Origin of the sequence: Pseudomonas sp. 382 (assembly GCF_002759075.1) — a bacterium.
GTDB classification, from domain to species: domain Bacteria; phylum Pseudomonadota; class Gammaproteobacteria; order Pseudomonadales; family Pseudomonadaceae; genus Aquipseudomonas; species Aquipseudomonas vlassakiae.
This window is the reverse complement of record NZ_PEMX01000020.1, coordinates 23,382-43,023: the sequence shown is the minus strand read 5'-3', so window position 1 is coordinate 43,023 and position 19,642 is coordinate 23,382. Positions and strand designations below refer to the sequence as shown.

General features: G+C 62.5%; 21 protein-coding genes. 10 read left to right on the top strand and 11 right to left on the bottom strand.

Annotated features, from left to right (window positions below; genetic code table 11):
• Nucleotides 1-62: 62 nt before the first annotated feature.
• A complete protein-coding gene (locus tag CQW31_RS20570; RefSeq protein WP_082433464.1) occupies nt 63-1,019 on the bottom strand; it encodes a zinc ABC transporter substrate-binding protein in 957 nt (318 codons plus the stop codon).
• Between the two features lie 18 nt (nt 1,020-1,037).
• On the opposite strand from CQW31_RS20570, the gene zur reads away from it, so the two are divergent.
• The 4 genes from zur (at nt 1,038) to CQW31_RS20550 (ending at nt 3,903) form a co-directional block, all read left to right on the top strand.
• Nucleotides 1,038-1,523 carry a zinc uptake transcriptional repressor Zur gene (gene zur / locus CQW31_RS20565; protein WP_099815269.1) on the top strand — a complete coding sequence of 162 codons (486 nt, stop codon included), beginning with the start codon at nt 1,038-1,040 and terminating at the stop codon, nt 1,521-1,523.
• Complete coding sequence (znuC, locus tag CQW31_RS20560; RefSeq protein WP_054884369.1) at nt 1,520-2,293, top strand: zinc ABC transporter ATP-binding protein ZnuC; 774 nt, start codon at nt 1,520-1,522, stop codon at nt 2,291-2,293. Before zur ends, znuC begins: the two co-directional genes overlap by 4 nt.
• The gene (gene znuB, locus CQW31_RS20555) at nt 2,286-3,068 is read left to right on the top strand and encodes a zinc ABC transporter permease subunit ZnuB (RefSeq protein ID WP_054884370.1); all 783 of its coding nucleotides are present in this window, start codon (nt 2,286-2,288) and stop codon (nt 3,066-3,068) included. The genes znuC and znuB overlap by 8 nt, the downstream gene beginning before the upstream one ends.
• A gap of 127 nt (nt 3,069-3,195) precedes the next feature.
• Nucleotides 3,196-3,903 (top strand): PA5502 family lipoprotein, encoded by a 708-nt coding sequence (locus tag CQW31_RS20550; RefSeq protein WP_099815268.1) that lies wholly within the window; start codon nt 3,196-3,198, stop codon nt 3,901-3,903.
• Between the two features lie 48 nt (nt 3,904-3,951).
• On the opposite strand, the gene katE is transcribed toward CQW31_RS20550, so the two are convergent.
• A complete protein-coding gene (katE, locus tag CQW31_RS20545; protein ID WP_099815267.1) occupies nt 3,952-6,081 on the bottom strand; it encodes a catalase HPII in 2,130 nt (709 codons plus the stop codon).
• A gap of 224 nt (nt 6,082-6,305) precedes the next feature.
• Here katE and CQW31_RS20540 point away from each other — a divergent pair, with 224 nt between their 5' ends.
• The 3 genes from CQW31_RS20540 (at nt 6,306) to CQW31_RS20530 (ending at nt 8,822) form a co-directional block, all read left to right on the top strand.
• Nucleotides 6,306-7,313, top strand: a complete 1,008-nt coding sequence (locus CQW31_RS20540; RefSeq protein ID WP_054884373.1) for a methionine ABC transporter ATP-binding protein — start codon at nt 6,306-6,308, stop codon at nt 7,311-7,313.
• A complete protein-coding gene (locus CQW31_RS20535; protein ID WP_054884374.1) occupies nt 7,313-7,984 on the top strand; it encodes a methionine ABC transporter permease in 672 nt (223 codons plus the stop codon). The genes CQW31_RS20540 and CQW31_RS20535 overlap by 1 nt, the downstream gene beginning before the upstream one ends.
• A 64-nt stretch (nt 7,985-8,048) precedes the next feature.
• On the top strand, nt 8,049-8,822 hold the full coding sequence (locus CQW31_RS20530; protein WP_054884375.1) for a MetQ/NlpA family ABC transporter substrate-binding protein: 774 nt from the start codon (nt 8,049-8,051) through the stop codon (nt 8,820-8,822).
• Nucleotides 8,823-8,951: 129 nt separating this feature from the next.
• On the opposite strand, the gene CQW31_RS20525 is transcribed toward CQW31_RS20530, so the two are convergent.
• The 5 genes from CQW31_RS20525 to CQW31_RS20505 are packed head-to-tail and all read right to left on the bottom strand — an operon-like array spanning nt 8,952 to nt 12,835.
• Complete coding sequence (locus tag CQW31_RS20525; protein ID WP_099815266.1) at nt 8,952-9,584, bottom strand: SCO family protein; 633 nt, start codon at nt 9,582-9,584, stop codon at nt 8,952-8,954.
• Nucleotides 9,581-10,474 carry a heme o synthase gene (cyoE, locus tag CQW31_RS20520; protein WP_054884377.1) on the bottom strand — a complete coding sequence of 298 codons (894 nt, stop codon included), beginning with the start codon at nt 10,472-10,474 and terminating at the stop codon, nt 9,581-9,583. The genes CQW31_RS20525 and cyoE overlap by 4 nt, the downstream gene beginning before the upstream one ends.
• Nucleotides 10,459-11,538 (bottom strand): heme A synthase, encoded by a 1,080-nt coding sequence (locus CQW31_RS20515; protein ID WP_099815265.1) that lies wholly within the window; start codon nt 11,536-11,538, stop codon nt 10,459-10,461. The genes cyoE and CQW31_RS20515 overlap by 16 nt, the downstream gene beginning before the upstream one ends.
• A gap of 9 nt (nt 11,539-11,547) precedes the next feature.
• Complete coding sequence (locus CQW31_RS20510) at nt 11,548-12,129, bottom strand: hypothetical protein (RefSeq protein WP_099815264.1); 582 nt, start codon at nt 12,127-12,129, stop codon at nt 11,548-11,550.
• A complete protein-coding gene (locus tag CQW31_RS20505; RefSeq protein WP_099815263.1) occupies nt 12,098-12,835 on the bottom strand; it encodes an SURF1 family protein in 738 nt (245 codons plus the stop codon). The genes CQW31_RS20510 and CQW31_RS20505 overlap by 32 nt, the downstream gene beginning before the upstream one ends.
• A 63-nt stretch (nt 12,836-12,898) precedes the next feature.
• Between CQW31_RS20505 and CQW31_RS20500 the strand changes: the two genes are divergently transcribed.
• Nucleotides 12,899-13,102: a twin transmembrane helix small protein gene (locus CQW31_RS20500; protein ID WP_054884381.1), complete on the top strand. Its 204-nt coding sequence runs from the start codon at nt 12,899-12,901 to the stop codon at nt 13,100-13,102.
• 99 nt (nt 13,103-13,201) lie between these two features.
• Here CQW31_RS20500 and CQW31_RS20495 read toward each other — a convergent pair whose 3' ends face one another.
• Genes CQW31_RS20495 through coxB form a run of 4 tightly spaced genes read right to left on the bottom strand, consistent with a single transcriptional unit; the run spans nt 13,202 to nt 17,443 of the window.
• Nucleotides 13,202-14,089, bottom strand: a complete 888-nt coding sequence (locus CQW31_RS20495) for a cytochrome c oxidase subunit 3 (RefSeq protein WP_054884382.1) — start codon at nt 14,087-14,089, stop codon at nt 13,202-13,204.
• 16 nt (nt 14,090-14,105) lie between these two features.
• Nucleotides 14,106-14,672, bottom strand: coding sequence for a cytochrome c oxidase assembly protein (locus tag CQW31_RS20490; protein WP_099815262.1), 567 nt, complete (start codon nt 14,670-14,672; stop codon nt 14,106-14,108).
• A 10-nt stretch (nt 14,673-14,682) separates the two neighbouring features.
• Entirely contained in the window at nt 14,683-16,272 is a 1,590-nt protein-coding gene (gene ctaD / locus CQW31_RS20485) for a cytochrome c oxidase subunit I (RefSeq protein WP_054884384.1), read from the bottom strand.
• A 43-nt stretch (nt 16,273-16,315) separates the two neighbouring features.
• The gene (coxB, locus tag CQW31_RS20480) at nt 16,316-17,443 is read right to left on the bottom strand and encodes a cytochrome c oxidase subunit II (RefSeq protein WP_054884385.1); all 1,128 of its coding nucleotides are present in this window, start codon (nt 17,441-17,443) and stop codon (nt 16,316-16,318) included.
• A gap of 370 nt (nt 17,444-17,813) precedes the next feature.
• On the opposite strand from coxB, the gene CQW31_RS20475 reads away from it, so the two are divergent.
• Together CQW31_RS20475 and CQW31_RS20470 are read left to right on the top strand one after the other, a co-directional pair.
• On the top strand, nt 17,814-18,458 hold the full coding sequence (locus CQW31_RS20475; RefSeq protein ID WP_054884386.1) for a hypothetical protein: 645 nt from the start codon (nt 17,814-17,816) through the stop codon (nt 18,456-18,458).
• Nucleotides 18,459-18,475: 17 nt separating this feature from the next.
• Entirely contained in the window at nt 18,476-19,642 is a 1,167-nt protein-coding gene (locus CQW31_RS20470) for a hypothetical protein (protein WP_249342226.1), read from the top strand.

Genomic DNA, 19,642 nt, shown 5'->3' with positions numbered 1-19,642 from the left:
AGGCTTGAAACCTGTGCCGTCTCTGTGGGAGCGGGCGTGCCCGCGAAGAGGCCATAACAGGCTTACAACTGTTCCAGACACCCAGCCAGGTCTGCGCCCAGCTTTTCGAGCAGTCGCTCGTAGCCCTGGGCATCAACCGGGTCATTGCCACCCAATGCATCCAGCTCCGCCAGGCGCACCGGCAGCCCAGCAGTCAACGTCTCGGCCAGACGCGGCCGCAGCGGTGGCTCACTGAACACACAGGTCTTGCCCACTTGTTGCAATCGCTTGCGCATCGCGGCTACATGCTGCGCCCCGGGCTGCACCTCCGACGCCACACTGAACACCCCGGTGTGCTGCAGGCCGTAAGCGGACTCGAAGTAGTCGAACGCTTCGTGGAACACGAAATAGGGCTTGCTGGCGATCCCGGCTACTCGCGCCTTGATCCGCGCATCCAGTGCATCCAGGCGCTCGTTGAAGGCTTTCAGGTTGCTCTGGTAGCGCGCCGCATTGGCCGGATCGGCCGCAGCCAGGTCAGCCGCCATCTTCGCCGCGATCACCCGGGCGTTGACTGAAGAGAGCCACAGGTGCGCATCCAGGGTACCCGGGCGGTGATCGTGGTCGTGATCGTCCTGGTCCGCCTCTTCGTGGGAATGGCTGTCTTCGCCAAAGTGGCGCAGCTTCATGCCTGCAAGCGACTGCACGGCCACTGCCGGCTTGCTGCGGCTACCCAGCACCCGCGGCAGGAAGTTCTCCATGTCAGGCCCGATCCAGTACAGCAGGTCGGCGTCGCCCACCTTGCGCACGTCAGACGGGCGCAAGGCGTAGTGGTGCGGCGAAGCGCCCGGCGGCAGCAGCACGTCCGGGGAGCCCAGACCATCCTGCACGGCGGCGGCGATCTGCTGCAGGGGTTTGATACTGGTCAGCACTCGCACGTCGGCTTGCGCCGAACAGGCGATGAAAGCGACAAAAAGCACAAGGAATCGGGACACGATGAATACTCGACTCGTCAGAAACAGGTAACATAATAACGTCTCCATCCAGAACCGTCGCTGCCCATGTCCATCACGCCGCTGGCTCACCGTCCTCACGATCATTCCCATTGCGTGCACAGCGCCTTGTCCGAAGCCGATGCCTTGTGCACCCGCCAAGGCCTGCGCCTGACCGCACTGCGTCGGCGTGTGCTTGAGCTGGTGTGGCAGAGCCACAAGCCGCTGGGCGCCTACGACATCCTCGCCGTGCTCAGCGAACAGGACGGCCGCCGCGCCGCACCACCCACCGTGTACCGCGCGCTGGACTTTTTGCTGGAAAATGGCCTGGTACACCGCATCGCCTCGCTCAACGCCTTCATCGGCTGCAGCCACCCGGAGCACGCTCACCAGGGCCAGTTCCTGATCTGCCGTGCGTGCCACGTGGCCATCGAGCTGGAGCAGGACAGCATCAGCGACGCCATCATCCACAGCGCGAAGGCCGTGGGCTTCAGCGTCGAAACCCAGACGGTGGAAATCGTCGGCTTGTGCGCCAACTGCCGGAGCTCAGCATGAGCGACGCCCTGATCCGCCTCGAGCAGGTCGGTGTCAGCTTTGCCGGCGAGGCCGTGCTCGACAGCATCGACCTCTCGGTGGCGCCCGGCCAGATCGTCACCCTGATCGGCCCTAACGGCGCCGGCAAGACCACCCTGGTGCGCGCCGTCCTCGGCCTGCTCAAGCCGCACCGTGGCAAGGTCTGGCGCAAGCCGAAACTGCGCATTGGCTACATGCCGCAAAAGATCCAGGTAGACGCCACGCTGCCGCTGTCGGTGCTGCGTTTCTTGCGCCTGGTGCCTGGGGTTGACCGTGCGGCTGCCTTGTCGGCCCTGCAGGAAGTGGGCGCCGAGCACGTCATCGACAGCCCGATCCAGACGATTTCCGGCGGTGAGATGCAGCGCGTGCTGCTGGCCCGGGCGCTGCTGCGCGAGCCGCAACTGCTGGTGCTCGATGAGCCCGTGCAGGGGGTGGATGTGGTCGGCCAGACCGAGTTGTACAACCTGATCACCCGCCTGCGCGACCGCCACGGCTGCGGCGTATTGATGGTCTCCCATGACCTGCACCTGGTCATGAGCGCCACCGACCAGGTGGTCTGCCTGAACCGCCACGTGTGCTGCTCGGGCCACCCCGAGCAGGTCAGCAACGATCCCGCCTTTGTCGAACTGTTCGGCCAGAACGCCCCGAGCCTGGCTGTCTACCACCACCATCACGACCACAGCCACGACCTGCACGGTTCGGTCGTCACCCCTGGCACCCATGTTCACGGAGAGCACTGCAAGCATGGCTGATTTTCTTCTTTACGCCTTGCTTGCGGGTCTTGCCCTGGCAGTGGTAGCGGGCCCGCTTGGCTCGTTCGTGGTGTGGCGGCGCATGGCCTACTTCGGCGACACCCTGTCGCATGCCGCGCTGCTGGGCGTGGCCATGGGCTTCGTGCTGGATATCAGTCCGGCCCTGGCGGTGACCGTGGGATGCCTGTTGCTGGCGATCCTGCTGGTGACCCTGCAGCAACGCCAGCCGCTGGCCTCCGACACTCTGCTCGGCATCCTCGCCCCCAGCACCCTGTCGCTGGGCCTGGTGGTGCTGAGTTTCATGCACGACGTGCGCATCGACCTGATGGCCTACCTGTTCGGTGACCTGCTGGCCATCAGCACCACCGACCTCGCCTGGATCCTCGGCGGTAGCGCGTTGGTCCTGCTGCTGCTTGCCGCGCTGTGGCGGCCGTTGCTGGCGATCACTGTCCACGAAGAACTGGCCATGGTCGAAGGCCTGCCAGTGGCCGGCCTGCGCATGGCCCTGATGCTGCTGATCGCCGTGGTCATTGCCGTGGCGATGAAGATTGTCGGCGTACTACTGATCACCTCGCTGCTGATCATTCCCGCCGCTGCGGCACAGCGTCACGCCCGCTCGCCAGAACAGATGGCGCTGGCCGCAACATTGATCGGCATTACCTCGGTGTGCGGTGGCCTGGCCATGTCCTGGTTCAAGGACACCCCGGCCGGGCCATCGATCGTGGTCTGCGCGGCGGTGCTATTCTTGCTGAGCCTGGCACTGCCAAAACGCTGAAAAACAGGGTGCACGCCGGTGCGCCCTGCAACCTTTTCGCGGGTAAAGGGTCTGTAAGAGTTATTTTCGAGCGTGCGCACCTGGGTGTAGACTTGCTCGCTTTTTGCGCAAATAGAGAGCCGCAGGAATGAAGCCGTTCGCATCCCGTTATCTGCTTGTCGCCGCGTTTTCCCTGTTGTTGGCCGCTTGCTCCAGCACACCGGTGGAGCAAGCCAACGCACCTGCCCAAGCCGATGCCTGGCAGCAGCTGCAACAGAGCATCACCAGCAACGAGCTGGCCACCGCCGAAGACCAGCTGGCTGCCCTGCAGGCGCAGTCACCGGATGACGCTCGCCTGGAGCAGAACCAGCGCCAGCTGGCCGAGGCCTACCTGAAACGCAGCCAGATCGTCCTGCAAAAGGGCGACGTCAATGCCGCTGCCACCGCACTGGCTCGCGCCAGGGCGCTGATGCCGCAGGCACCGGCCTTGACCGGTGGCGATGCCGTGGCCCAGGCCCGCAAGGCCGAGCTGGAGAAAGCCGAAGCCGCCTTGAAGGCTGCCGAGGCCAAGCCTCAGGCGCGGGTGATCGACCCGACGGCGCCGAGCACCGTGATCGCGCTGAAGACTACCGACATCAATGCGATGCGCCGCCAGCTCGACGAAATTGCCAAGGACGTGGTCAATTACCAGTGCGAAGTGGTGTTCCAGGTGCCGCGCACCCAAGATGCGCCCTGGCTCAAGAATCTGCTTGAGAAGCGCGTTCACAAGATCGACAGCGCGTTCAAGCTGAAACAGAAGCATGAGATTCAGCGGTCCATGCCAGCGCAGGTGGTACTGGTCCCGCATCAGCGCTAAACCTCCAGCACCCTGTCGCCGGCAAGGCGACAGGGTACAAGGCAACCGTTAGGCCGGCACCGCCTCGGCAGCTGCTTCCCGCTCCCACACCCGATGCCCCTCAACCGCTTTTACAAAGGCATCCACGGCGCTCTGCTCATCCCCCAGCAGCAGCCCCCTGTCTTCCTTGAGCTCCAGGCTGTGCGCCAAGTCCTTGGTCAACACCATCGCCTTCAGATGCTTGTAGCCTTCCAGCAAGAAGTGCTTCGCCAGCCCGCTTGAAGCCAGGGCCTTGTCTACCCCCTTGGGTACGACAACACCGTCGAACATGATCGACGGCATCCCCTCCATCGATGCCCCTACAGCCAGTGCCTTGCCATCCGCCGCCTTCACGGGCGCCGAAGTCGGCCCCAGAAGCATTGGCCTGGCACTCTTGGCTTCCAGCGCCTTGACCAGCTTGTCGACGCTTGAGCCGTCCACGCCGTCGGCGACCAGCACCGCGATCTTGCGCCCCTTGATGCCGACTACACCTGGATGGTTCATCTGGCTCAAGGCTGGCGACTTCGCCAGTTGGCTAGCCTTGACCTGTACCGTACCGGCTTTAGGCGCCGGCAAGCCAAGGTTGGCAGCGACGGCGGCGGCCAGCTTGAGGTCGATGTTGGCCAGGATCTCATTCACCTGGCGCGCACGAATGTGCTCCCGCTCGACCTTGCCCAGCTCAAAGCTGTAGGCCTTGATGATGTGCTGTTGCTCGGTCGGGCTCATGCTCTGGAAGAACAACCGTGCCTGGGAGAAGTGGTCGCCGAACGACTCGCTGCGCTGGCGGATCTTGTGCGCGTCGATGCGCTCATGATAACTCTCGAAACCTCCATCCTGAGCCGCCGGAGGCGTCTCTTTCGGCCAGCCGCCGTCGATCGAATTAGGCTCATAGGAAGCCCTGCCTTTGTGCACCACATGCTGATGCAGCGCATCGCGCTGGTTGTTGTGGTTCGGCGCAATGGGCTGGTTGATCGGGATCTGGTGGAAATTCGGTCCGCCAAGACGGCTGATCTGGGTATCGGTATAGGAAAATAGCCGGCCCTGCAGCAATGGATCATTGGTGAAGTCGATCCCCGGCACGATATGCCCAGGGCAGAAAGCGACCTGCTCCACCTCGGCGAAGAAGTTGTCCGGATTGCGGTTGAGCACCATCTTGCCCAGTGGCGTGACCGGCACCAGTTCTTCGGGAATGATCTTGGTCGGGTCGAGCAGGTCGAAGTCGAACTTGTGTTCATCGGCCTCCGGCACGATCTGCACGCCCAGTTCCCATTCCGGATAATCGCCCGTCTCGATGGCTTCCCACAGGTCCCGGCGCTGGAAGTCGGTGTCTTTGCCTGCGAGTTTCTGAGCCTCGTCCCACAAGAGGGAGTGCACGCCCTGGCGTGGTTTCCAGTGGAACTTGACGAAACTCGCCACACCTTCGGCGTTGATCAGGCGGAAGGTATGCACGCCAAAGCCTTCCATCATCCGCAGGCTGCGCGGGATGGCGCGATCGGACATGGCCCAGATGACCATGTGGGCGGATTCGGGCACCAGCGAAACGAAGTCCCAGAAGGTGTCGTGGGCCGAGCCACCGGTGGGGATTTCGTTATGCGGCTCCGGCTTCACCGCGTGGACGAAGTCCGGGAACTTGATGGCGTCCTGGATGAAGAAGACCGGCATGTTGTTACCCACCAGGTCGAAGTTGCCTTCATCCGTATAGAACTTCACGGCGAAACCGCGTACGTCGCGCACCGTGTCGCCGGAACCGCGTGGGCCTTGCACCGTGGAGAAACGCACGAACACCGGAGTGATTTTCTCAGGGTCCTGCAGGAAACCCGCCTTGGTCAGCTCGGCATGGTTGCCATAGCTCTGGAAATAGCCATGGGCGCCCGTGCCCCGGGCGTGCACGATACGCTCCGGAATGCGCTCGTGGTCGAAATGGGTGATCTTCTCGCGCATGATGAAGTCTTCAAGCAGCGAGGGGCCACGCGGCCCGGCCTTGAGCGTGTTCTGGTTATCGGCGATGCGCACGCCCTGGTTGGTGCGCAGTGCCTGGCCGGTCGCATCGCTGCGATGCTCTTCCAAGGCCTGCAACTTGCGGTTGGTATTGGCACGATCAGGGGTGTCGGTTCCGGCGAGCTGGCTGTGTTTGGGCGAATCCGGTTTCTTGCTAGGCATCACGGCTCTCCATATCGGTCATCAGGCGCGCCCTGTCGGGCTTGTGCAAGTAGTGACCGGAGGGCTTTGCCGAGCGTTCAATCAGAATTACCGGTTGTCGCGATATGCCCGAAGGATTGGTGCATTACGAAATAAATGCTAAGAACAGCTATGGGAAAAGGCTAAAATGCGCGACCCCAGCTAACCGCTGACCCAAATTCCATGCGCCCCACAAGGTTCGCTACGTGATCGAGTTCCAACAGGTACACAAGACCTACCGCGTCGCCGGTAGGGAAATCCCCGCACTGAATCCGACCAGCCTGACCATCGAAGACGGCCAGGTGTTCGGCCTGATCGGCCATTCCGGCGCAGGCAAGAGCACCATGCTGCGCCTGATCAACCGCCTCGAAGAGCCTTCCGGCGGCACGATCATCGTCGACGGCGAAGACGTCACCGCGTTCAACGCCAGCCAGCTGCGCGGCTTCCGCCAGCAGGTCGGGATGATTTTCCAGCACTTCAACTTGCTGGCGTCCAAGACAGTCGCCGACAACGTCGCGCTGCCGCTGACTCTGGCCGGCGAGCTGTCGCGCAGCGAGATCGACAAGCGTGTCACCGAGCTGCTGGCCCGTGTAGGCCTTGCGGACCACGCGAAGAAATACCCCGCCCAGCTGTCTGGCGGCCAGAAGCAGCGCGTCGGTATCGCCCGGGCCCTGTCGACCAACCCGAAGATCCTGCTGTGCGACGAAGCCACCAGCGCCCTCGACCCTCAGACTACCGCTTCGGTGCTGCAACTACTGGCCGAGATCAACCGTGAGCTGAAGCTGACCATCGTGCTGATCACCCACGAAATGGACGTGATTCGCCGGGTCTGCGACCGCGTGGCAGTGATGGACGCCGGCCAGATCGTCGAGCAAGGCCCGGTAGCCGAGGTGTTCCTGCACCCGCAGCACCCGACCACCAAGCGCTTTGTCCAGGAAGACGAACAGGTCGATGAGAACGAGCAACGCGACGACTTCGCCCACGTGCCGGGGCGCATCGTGCGCCTGACCTTCCAAGGCGACGCCACTTATGCGCCGCTGCTGGGCACCGTGGCCCGCGAGACCGGTGTGGACTACAGCATCCTTGCCGGGCGTATCGACCGCATCAAGGACATTCCCTATGGCCAGCTGACCTTAGCCCTGATGGGTGGCGACATGGAGGCGGCGTTCGCCCGCTTCACCGCAGCTGACGTACATATGGAGGTACTGCGTTGATGGATATCCTGAACTACTTCGCCAATGTCGACTGGGTCGAGATCTGGCAGGCGACCAACGACACTCTGGTCATGATGTTCACCTCGCTGCTGTTCATCGTGCTGCTGGGGCTGCCCCTGGGCGTGGTACTGTTCCTGTTCAGCCCGCGGCAGATGTTCGAGCACACCAAGTTCTATGCGGTGCTGGCAACTCTCGTGAACATCGTGCGCTCGGTGCCATTCATCATTCTGCTGATCGTGATGATCCCGCTGACGGTGCTGGTCACCGGCACCTCGCTGGGTGTCGCAGGCGCCATACCGCCGTTGGTGGTGGGTACCACGCCGTTCTTCGCGCGCCTGGTGGAAACCGCCCTGCGTGAAGTGGACCGCGGTATCATCGAGGCCACCCAGTCGATGGGCGCCACCACCCGCCAGATCATCTTCAAGGCCATGCTGCCAGAGGCCATGCCGGGCATCATCGCCGCCATCACCGTGACTGCCATCACCCTGGTTTCCTACACCGCCATGGCTGGCGTGGTCGGTGCCGGTGGCCTGGGCGACCTGTCGATCCGCTTCGGCTACCAACGCTTCCAGACCGACGTGATGATCGTAACCGTCGTGCTGCTGGTGATCCTGGTCCAGGCGCTACAAATGATCGGCGACAAACTGGTCGTGCATTTTTCCCGTAAGTAACCCCAATGGGGTCGGCACGGCCGACCCGTTCGGGGGCCGTCGCGGCCCTCACAAGGAGTGATTCATGAAGAAGCTGCTTGCTGTTGTCGCCGCGGTCGCGGCCTTCTCGGCCAACGCCGCGGAAACCCTCACCGTCGCCGCCACCCCGGTGCCACACGCCGAGATCCTCAACTTCGTCAAACCTCAGCTGGCGAAAGAGGGCGTGGAGCTGAAGGTCAAGGAATTCACCGACTACATCCAGCCAAACGTGCAGGTCGCTGAAAAGCGCCTGGACGCCAACTTCTTCCAGCACCAGCCGTACCTGGATGAGTTCAACAAGGCCAAGGGCACCCACCTGGTCAGCGTTGCCGGTGTGCACATCGAGCCGCTGGGCGTGTACTCGGCCAAAATCAAGAAGCTCGACGAGCTGTCCTCCGGCGCCACCGTGGTCATCCCCAACGATGCCACCAACGGCGGCCGCGCCCTGCTGCTGCTGGACAAGGCTGGGGTGATCAAGCTGAAGGACAACAGCAACATCCTGTCGACCGTGAAGGACGTTGCCGAAAACCCGAAAAGCGTAAAATTCCGTGAGCTGGAAGCGGCCACCATCCCGCGCGTGCTGACCCAGGTCGATATCGCCCTGATCAACACCAACTATGCGCTGGAAGCCAAGCTGAACCCGGAGAAAGACGCCCTGGCCATCGAAGGCAAGGACTCGCCGTACGTGAACATCCTGGTTGCCCGCCCGGACAACAAGGACTCGGACGCGATGAAGAAGCTGGCTGCTGCACTGCACTCGCCTGAGGTGAAGCAGTTCATCAACGAGAAGTACAAAGGCGCTGTCGTTCCGGCGTTCTGATCTCGCATCCTTGGGGCCGCTTTGCGGCCCTTTCGCGACACAAGGCCGCTCCCACAATGTACGGTGTACGCCGATCCATGTGGGAGCGGCCTTGTGTCGCGAAAGGCCTGCGCAGCAGGCCCAGCAATCTCAATCCCGCTTGACCAGGCCAGGCAACTGCGCCACCAGCTTCTGGTTGTTGAATGGCGCACGAATGAACCCACGCTGACGTCCATCCGGACCAACAACCGCCAGGTTGCCGCTGTGATCCACGGTATACCCCGGCTTGCTGGTATCGGCCGGGATGAACGGAATGCTCAAGGCATTGGCCAGTTTCTGGGTATCTTCGATCGATCCCGCCACGCCGACGAAATCCTTGTCGAAATAGCCCAGGTACTGCTTCAGCTGGTTCGGCGTATCGCGGTTCGGGTCCACGCTCACCAATACCACCTGCAGCCGGTCCACGGCCTCCTTGGGCAGCTCGCTCTTCACCTGGCGCAGCTGGGCCAGGGTGGTCGGGCAGATGTCCGGGCAGTAGGTGTAGCCGAAGAACAGCAGCGACCATTTGCCCTTCAGGTCGTCCAGCTGCACCGGCTGGCCATCCTGGTTGGTCATGGTCACTTCGGCCACCGCGCGGCTCTGCGGCAACAGAATGATGCCGGCGTCGATCAGCTCGGTCGGGTTGAGCTGGCCCCGTTCACTGAGCACCTTGTTGACGGTCAGGCCCATGATCAGGGCGACCAAGGCAACGAGGATGAAGACGGTTTTCTGGGTTCGGGTCATAGATTCAGCAACAGGTAGTGGTCAACGAGCAACGCGATGAACAGCGCGAACAGGTAGCCGATAGAGTACTTGAAGGTACCGATCGCCGCGTGCGGCCGGCTGCCACGGTACAACACCCAGGCCCAATGCAGGAAGCGCAGGCCCAACGCCAAGGCACAGGCCAGGTACAACGGGCCGCTCATGTGGATGGCAAACGGCAGCAGGCTCACCGCCAGCAAAATCAGGCTGTACAGCAGGATATGCAGCTTGGTGTATCGCTCGCCGTGAGTGACCGGCAGCATCGGGATATCGGCCTTGGCGTACTCTTCCTTGCGGTGAATGGCCAGTGCCCAGAAATGCGGTGGCGTCCAGGCGAAGATGATCAGCACCAGCAGCAGCGGCTCGGCGCTGATATGGCCGCTCACTGCGACCCAGCCCAACAGCGGCGGCGCCGCACCGGCCAGGCCGCCAATGACGATATTCTGCGGTGTGGCACGCTTGAGAAAGCCGGTGTAGAGCACCGCATAGCCTAGCAGCGAAGCCAGGGTCAGCCAGGCGGCGAGGGCATTGGTGAACACCAGCAGCAGGGCCAGGCCGAGCAGGGCCAGGGCCAGGGCGAACAGCAACGCCGGCAACGGCTCGACCCGGCCCTGGGCCAGTGGGCGCTTGTGGGTCCGGGCCATCAGCGCATCGATGCGCCGGTCCACCACGTGGTTGACCACTGCCGCGCTGCCCGCGCACAGGGCGATACCGAGGTTGCCGAACAGCAACACGCTCCAACTGACCCCGGCGCGGGTCGCCAGGAACATGCCCGCCAGCGAAGTGATCAGCATCAGCACCACCACCTTGGGCTTGGTCAGCTCCAGGTAATCGCGCCAACTGGCACAACGTCCGCTCAGAAGCGTCGCCACGTATCGCTCCTCATGGGGTGGGTGAGGCTGACCCCGGCCGCAGGCCGCAGGCGCCAACCTTGTTTGACGCCGACGCGGACCTTGTCGACCACGCGGATGCGGTAGTTCACCAGCACCATGCTCAACAGCAGCAGCGCGCCGCCAGCGTTATGCGCGACGGCCACGGCCAGCGGCAGGTGGAACAGCACGTTGCTGATGCCCAGGCCGACCTGCAGCGCGAGCACCAGCAATATCCATCGGGCCAGGCCGGTCAGGCCACAACGGTACAGCTTCCAGCTGAGCACCAGCAGCACGCAGGTCACCAGCAGTGCACCCAGGCGGTGGCTGATGTGAATGGCCGTGCGCGCATCGCTATCCAGTTGCCCGCCGAGGTAATTGGGGCCGACATGCTGGGTGAGGTGGAAACCATTGCTGAAGTCCGCTGCCGGCCACCACTGGCCATGGCAAGTCGGCAGGTCAATGCAGGCGACCGCCGCGTAATTGGAGCTGACCCAGCCGCCCAGGGCGATCTGGCCTATCACCACCAGCAGGGCCAACGCGGCTATCCGTCGAAGACTGAGTGGCAATTTCGGCAAGGGCGCAAAGGCCCGAGATAGACGCAGCGATAGCAGGAACAGCAGGCTCAGGGTGGTAAAGCCGCCCAGCAGGTGCGCGGTGACCACTTGCGGCCACAACTTGAGGGTGACGGTCCACATGCCGAACGCCGCCTGCGCCAGCACCACGCCCAGCAACAACAATGGCAGGCGATGAGGCTGGCCATCGCGGGCATGCCGGCGCAGCGCTTGCAGGGCAAGCAGCGCGATCACCACGGCGAGCGTGCCGGCAAAGTAGCGATGGACCATCTCGGCCCAGCCCTTGGCCTCTTCCACGGGGTGGTCGGGAAAGTGCAGTTCGGCATGAGCCAGCTGCGCTTCACTGTTGGGCACGCTGATGAAGCCATAGCAGCCAGGCCAGTCGGGGCAGCCGAGGCCGGCGTGGGTCAGACGGGTGTAGGCACCGAGCAGCACGACCAACAGTGCCAGCAGGGTGGCGAACACAGCGAGGCGGAATCCGGGTCTGGCCATGGCAAGCTCCTAGCCGATATTGGACAGCTTGAGCAGGTGACGCAGGTCGTCGAGCACGTGCTTGCCGTTGACCGTGCCGTCGTAGCGCAGCACCAGGTTGCCGTGCGGGTCGACAATCCACAGTTGCGGGCCGCTTTCACCGACCTTTTGCAGATAGCGCGGGGCATCCAGTGGATAGCGTTGCAGCTGTGGATATTCACGCCCCAGCAGCGCCTGATAGTCGCTGGGCAATGGCTGGGCGGCGGCCAAGGCATGGCTGGCCCGGCCGGCGTCGCGGCCCAGGCCGACCTGGATCTGCCGCACCAGGTACACCAGGCGTTGGCAATCTTCAGCGCAAGCATCGGGCGCAGTCACCAGCAGTTGCCAACGCGGGTCCTCACCTGCAATGCCGATATCGGCGCGGCTCTCGCCATTGCCGATCATCGCGCCGTGGTAGCTGCGGCCTTCCGGCACCCAGAACCGGAGTTTGTACATGCAGGTGGCCAGGATCATTGGCCCGAGCACCACCAGCAGGATCAAGATCAGCTGTAAACGCCCGCGGGCTCTGGGCTTGCTACGTTCAGGCAGGTCCAGTGGAGTGGCGGTGGCCATGCTGTTTCTCCTTGTTGTTGTGCCAGCCGAAATAGAGGTAGAGGAGCACCAGAGCAATGGCCAGTGCGAACCACTGCACGGCGTAACCGAGGTGTTTTTCCGGGCCCATGGCGACAATCGGCCAGTCCAGCCGATACGCAGCCGGGCCGGGTTCCAGGCGTAACTCATGGGCAAAGCCTTCGCGATCGAGCTGCTGCCACACTTGAGCCGCGTCGATTGCATTGAGCAGGTGCGGCCATTGCCCCCCGACGGGGTCGGGGTGGAGCTGGAAACTGCTGCCTGGCGCCACATACACCGACGCGTTCAGCGCCAAGGTCTGCTCGGGGGTGTCGAAATGCACCGGCACGCGACGGTCCGGCCATGGCAACCAGCCACGGTTGACCAGCAGCCACAGACCACTGGCCTGGTCATGGAAAGGTTGCAACAGCTCGACGCCGGCCTGGCCGTCACGCATGCGGTTGTCCAGCAGCACGCTGTGCCCGGCGTCAAAACGGCCGTAGAGGTGGACCCGGCGGTAGGCTGGATCAAGCGTCTGCAACAACTGGGTGGTGGCCAGCGGGGCATCGACCTCACGCTGGGCATAGACCTCCAGCAGGACGCGCTTCTCTTCCGCCCGGCCAAGCTGCCAGCAGCCAAGCGCGATCAACCCCGGCAGCAGCGCGAGCACTACCAAGGTCGGTATCCAGCCTGGGCGGAACCGCCTCATCGCAGCCTCGCCGGGCCAATCGCTATACTTATCCACATCACCGCATCCCCCCGGAGTATCGCCATGCTCAAGGCCGCGATTGTCCTGATGCTGTTGGCCACGGTCGCCAGCCTGTTCAGTGGCCTGGTGTTTCTGGTCAAGGACGATGAAAACTCGACCCGCCTGCTGAAAGCCCTGACCGTGCGTGTCACCCTGGCGGCGCTGACCGTCGGCCTGGTCGCCTGGGGTTTCATCAGTGGTCAGCTGGTTTCCCACGCCCCTTTCTGAAATTTTCATCTGACCCAGTGGGAGCGGGCATGCCCGCGAATGCAATGTTGAATGTGCCGACGCATTCGCGGGCATGCCCGCTCCCACAGGGTTCTGTATTCACAGCACGTATACGAAGATAAATAGCCCCACCCACACCACATCGACGAAGTGCCAGTACCAACTCGCCGCCTCGAAACCGAAGTGTTTCTCGGGGTTGAAGTGCCCGCGCAGAATGCGCACGAACATCACGATCAGGATGATCGTGCCCAAGGTCACGTGGGCCCCGTGGAAACCCGTGAGCATGAAGAACGTCGCGCCATAGATGCCCGAGCCCAGGGTCAGCCCCAGCTTGGTGTAAGCCTCGTGATACTCGTAGGCCTGCAGCGTGATGAAGCTGACACCCAGCAGGATGGTCAGCCCCATCCAGAATTTCAGCGGCCCACGATGGTCACGGCGCAGTGCGTGGTGAGCGAGGGTAATGGTCACGCTGGAGCTGACCAGCAGGATGGTATTGATCAGCGGCAGGTGCCAGGGGTCGATCACTTCCTTGGGCGGCGGGAACAGTTTCGGGTCCGGTGTGTGCAGCAACGGCCAGGCGAACTCGAAGCTCGGCCACAGCATGTGGGCGATGCCCTTGTGCCCCTCACCGCCCAACCAGGGCCCGGCCAGTACACGCACGTAGAACAGCGCGCCGAAGAAGGCCAGGAAGAACATCACTTCCGAGAAGATGAACCAGCTCATGCCCCAGCGGAACGAGCGGTCCAGCTGCGGGCTGTACAGCCCGGCCCGGCTCTCGCGGACCACCGAGCCGAACCAGCCGAACAGCATGTAGGCCAGGAACAGCGCACCGACGAAGAAGATCAGCGGCCCGTGCGACGAGGGATGGCCGGCCTTCATGTCGTTGAACCAGGTGCCAAGCCCGAACACCGTGATGAACATGCCAATGGTGGCGATGATCGGCCATTTGCTCTGCGCCGGAACGTAGTAGTGCTCATGACTTGCCATTGCTGTTCTCCTTCCCTCAGCGGGCGCCCTGGACGTCCTGTACCGCGGCATGGGCGACCGGCGGATGACGTGCAGTGATGTCGAACAAGGTGTAGGCCAGTGTCAGGTGTTTCACGCTGGCCGGCAGGTCGCGGTCGACGATGAAGCGCACCGGCATCTCGATGCGTTCGCCAGGCTGCAGCACCTGCTGGGTGAAGCAGAAGCACTCGGTCTTGTGGAAATACGCCGCGGCCTCGGCCGGGGTGATGCTGGGTATCGCTTGCGCACTCATCGGCCGGTTGGTCGGGTTGTGCGCGATGAAGATCATCTGGTTCACCGCTCCCGGGTTCACCTCGAGCTCGTCAGCGGTGGAGTAGAAGTCCCAGACCATGTCGCTGGCGTTGGTCGATATGAACTGCACCCGCACCGAACGCGTCGGGTCGCTGACCTGGCTGCCCTCGTACTGCCCGCCCGTCTTGCCGTTGATGCCGAAGGCCTTGCACATCACGTCATACATCGGCACCAGGGCAAAGCCGAAGCCGAACATCACCACCGTCAGCAGCAGCAGGCGGGTGACCAGGCGCTTGAGCGACGAGCCCTTCATGGCGGCGCTCCTACTTCACGTCTGGCGGGGTCTGGAAGGTGTGGTATGGCGCTGGCGAGGGGATCGACCATTCCAGGCCCTCGGCGCCATCCCAGGGCTTGGCCGGGGCGGGTGCGCCGCCACGGATGCACTTGATGACGATGAACAGGAACAACAGCTGCGTGGTACCGAACAGGAAGGCGCCGATCGACGACACCATGTTGAAGTCGGCGAACTGCAGGTTGTAGTCGGGGATACGCCGCGGCATGCCGGCCAACCCCACGAAGTGCATGGGGAAGAAGGCCATGTTCATGCCGACGAACGAGAGCCAGAAGTGCAGCTTGCCAAGGGTTTCGTCATACATGTGGCCAGTCCATTTCGGCAGCCAGTAGTAAGCCGAGGCAAAGATGCCGAAAATCGCCCCGGGCACCAGCACATAGTGGAAGTGCGCCACCACGAAATAGGTGTCGTGGTACTGGAAGTCCGCCGGGGCGATGGCCAGCATCAACCCGGAGAAGCCGCCGATGGTGAACAGGATGACGAACGCGATGGCGAACAGCATCGGTGTCTCGAAGCTGAGCGAGCCCTCCCACATGGTGCTGACCCAGTTGAACACCTTCACCCCGGTGGGCACGGCGATGAGCATGGTGGCGTACATGAAAAACAGCTCGCCGACCACCGGGATGCCGACCACGAACATGTGGTGGGCCCAGACGATGAACGACAGGAAGGCAATCGCGCCGGTGGCATAGACCATCGAGGTGTAGCCGAACAGTGGCTTGCGCGAGAACGCCGGGATGATCGAGCTGACCGCACCGAACGCCGGGAGGATCATGATGTACACCTCGGGGTGGCCGAAGAACCAGAACACATGCTGGAACAGCACCGGGTCACCGCCACCGGCGGCGCTGAAGAAGCTGGTGCCGAAATGGATGTCCATCAGCATCATGGTCACTACACCGGCCAGCACCGGCATCACCGCGATCAGCAGGAATGCGGTGATCAGCCAGGTCCAGACGAATAGCGGCATTTTCATCAGGGTCATGCCCGGGGCACGCAGGTTGAGGATGGTGGCGATCACGTTGATCGCGCCCATGATCGAGCTGATACCCATCAGGTGGATGGCAAAGATGAAGAAGGTGACGCTGGCCGGCGCATAAGTGGTCGACAGTGGGGCGTAGAAGGTCCAGCCGAAGTTCGGCCCGCCGCCCGGGCTGAACAGGGTCGAGACCAGCAACAAGAAGGCCGCTGGCAACAGCCAGAAGCTGAAGTTATTCATGCGCGGCAGGGCCATGTCTGGCGCGCCGATCATCAGCGGGATCATCCAGTTGGCCAGGCCGACAAACGCCGGCATCACCGCGCCGAAGACCATGATCAGGCCATGCATGGTAGTCATCTGGTTGAAGAACGCCGGCTCGACGATCTGCAACCCGGGCTGGAACAGCTCGGCGCGAATCACCATGGCGAACGAGCCGCCGAGCAGGAACATCATGAAGGCGAACCACAGGTACATCGTGCCGATGTCTTTGTGGTTGGTGGTCAGCACCCAGCGCATCAGGCCCTTGGCCGGGCCGTGGGCGTGGTCATGGCCGTGGGCGTGGTCGTCGATCACTGCACTCATGTCCTGTCTCCTGCAATCCACTGATTGCCGCGCAAAACCCGGTTCACTTGGCTTCTGCCTGCTTGAGCGTCAGCACGTCCTTCGGCGTGACCATGTCGCCCTTGTTGTTGCCCCAGGCGTTGCGCTCGTAGGTGACCACGGCGGCGATGTCGACTTCCGAGAGCTGCTTGCCGAACGCGGCCATTGCGGTGCCGGGGCGGCCATGGAACACCACGCCCAGATGGTCTTCCTTCGGCCCGGTGGCCACTTTCGATCCCTTGAGCGCCGGGAACATCGGTGGAAGGCCCTGGCCCTCGGCCTGGTGACAGGCCACGCAGGTAGTGTGGTAGACCTTGTCGCCACGCTCGACCAGTTCTTCGAGGGTCCAGTCCTTGCTGGTCAGCTCCTTGAGCTTGGCCGCCTCGGCCTTGCGCTCGCCGAGCCAGGTGTCGTAGTCGGCCTTGGACTTGACCTCGACAACCACCGGCATGAAGCCGTGGTCCTTGCCGCACAGCTCGGTGCACTGGCCGCGATAGATGCCGGGCTTCTCGATACGGGTCCAGGCTTCGTTGACGAAGCCAGGGATGGCGTCGCGCTTGACCGCGAAGGCCGGCACCCACCAGGAGTGGATGACGTCGGCGGCGGTCACCAGGAAGCGCACCTTGGCCCCCACCGGCAGTACCAGCGGCTGGTCGACTTCGAGCAGGTAGTGCTCGTCTTTGGGTGCCGTGTTGTGGATCTGATCAGCAGGCGTGGCCAGGTTGCTGAAGAATTCCACGTCCTGGCCCAGATATTTGTAATGCCACTTCCACTGGTAGCCGGTGACCTGGATGTCGATGTCCGACTCGCTGGCGTCGTAAATGTCGATCAGGGTCTTGGTGGCCGGAATGGCCATGGCTACCAGAATCAGGAAGGGGACGATGGTCCAGAGGATCTCTACCCAGGTGTGCTCGTGGAAATGCGCTGGCTGCTGGCCGGTGGAGCGGCGGTGGATGACCATCGACCAGAACATCGCGCCGAATACCACGATGCCGATGATCACGCAGATCCAGAAGATCGTCATGTGCAGGTCGAACACGGCGTTGGAGACTTCCGTCGCCCCCGGGTGCATGTTCACGGTCCAGGCGGCGTTGGCCTGACCAAGAACCGACCACAACAGCAGGCCCATCCAGACAGGTGGATGTCGCATCATTGCGGGTTCCCCTTCTCGTTCTTGTAGTCCCGGAGGCATGGCCTGCGGCAAGAGGGAACGGCGGTCAAGACTGCCTGGCTTCGACGACCGAGCCCCTGCAAAAAAGCAGTCGGGCCTCATCAACGAATCACTTTCAACCGGAGTATAGACAGCGACCAATGGCACGCAACGACGCGGGTGAAATCAACCTCAAGAAACACTGAAACCCGAGCAAAAGCCCGGGCTTGAGCGGCTATGGCAAAATAGTGGCTATTGCATATGCCGAACTGCGCACACGTTTGCGGAATTTATAACAAATGCGTCTTAGGTATTCTGTATACCGAGCTAACTTAGTGTCTTCCGTTTGAAACGTCTTGTCCCTGGAGTTGTCATGAACATCGCTGCTGTACGCGAGCAGATTAGCCAAGCCCACGATCATGAAAGCCGCACCGGCCAACTGAAAAAGCGTCTCGAGCTGCAACTGCCTCACCTGCACCCCTCGATCCAACTGCCTGAGCAGGACGCCCAGGGTACTTTGGCGCGCTTCGTCAGCGCGTACATCGATCAGGTCCCGGAACTGCTGGAAGCCGCCCACACTGTGGCGCGCGAAGCCGGGATCGAGTCGCAGATCAAACCTGTGCTGAAAATTGCCGAAGCCTATTTCCTGCAGCCGCCAAGCGTGATGCAGGGGCAGGTCGGCCTCGACTGTCTGCTGGATGAAGCCTATCTGGCGCACCGTCTGGTAGAGGAGGTCAACGACCTGTACATCCGCCACTTCCAGCAACCCCTGATCCCGGTCGATACCACGGTGGCCAACCTCATTGCCCACCAACTGATCGGCGAAACCTTCGCCAACCAGCTGGATGAGGTGGTGCATCATTCGGTGGAGGAGATGCTGGACGACGAAAGCTTCGCCGCAGAGTCGGTGGAAGCCTACCGTGAAACGCTGAGCAGCCCACAAACCGGTGAAGCCTGGAAACGCTGGCCTTGCCTGTCGCGCCAGCTGAACGTGGAGTTCGGTCAGGCCAGCGCCTGATCTGCAGCGCGAGGAAAATGCTCCCGCTGCTGCGCCCCGCCTTCGATCATTACTGTCATCGGGCCGCCTCAGGGCGGCCCTTTTCCATACAGGTGATGACAATGACGATCAGAAGAAACAGGATTTTTACGGACCTGCTGCGCGGAACCTATCCAACGATATGGGGCAACTGGGGCCTCAATCCGTCCATCAAGCCAGGCGCGGTCGGCATCATCGACGCTGACACCGGCGACTTCAAGCTGGCCGTCGATTGCCTCCCCGGCGTCGAGCTCAGCAAGAGCCAGCAAAGCCGCAAGTGGGATTTCAAATCGTCTGGCGTGACGTGCAACCGCATCAACGCCAATGTCAGCGGGATGATCCTGGACCCGAGCACAGGTACCGAAGTCAAACCCGAGGCCGCGCTGGAATGGACGTTCGACAAGGAGAATTCCATTACCTCGGAATTCGCGATCAGTGGCGAGCACACCATCAGCAACCTTGCCATCCTAGCCGATCAGTACGATTGGCTGCTCAGCCAGGCGCGCAAGTTGAACATGGCGACCAGCACTGGCATCTCCGAAGGTTTCGGCGTGGTGACCTCGGTCATCTACGCCAGCAGTGGCCTGAATGCGGTGGCAAAGAAGGGCAAAGCCAGCTTCACCGTCTCCGGTAGCGCAAGCGGGCTCAACCGCCTGCTTGGTGAAGACGGCATCAACGGCAGTGGCAAGGCGAGCTATGTGTTCACCAGCAACTCCAGTGAAGTCGAGATGCATACCTTGCCGGCAAAAAGCGGTGAGGTGGCAACCGAACCAATGCCTGTCGCCTATACCTTTGCCTCGTTCGCAGGCAGCCGAGTATTGATCCCCAGCTGGATCGGCAAGGTCGGTGTGCTGAACTTGCTGGTGGATAGCAAGGCGTCATCCTTTACCACCTACACCACCAAGCTCACACTGTCCTACCAGACCCCCGAAGGCCCGATCGAAGAGTCCAGGACGGTGATCGGCGGAAGCTCGGCCAGCTTCGGGGAAATTCCCCTGACCGCCACCCAGATGGTATTGACGGCGGAGTTCATCAACATCGGCTCCAACACCCGCAAGTCGATGAAGTGGAACACGCCCGCCAGCGAGTGGCTGGGCGGCACCCGCACCGTGAACCTGACAGGTACATGGCCGGGTGCGCCGGAGATGGTCGAGGTCAAGCGCTGA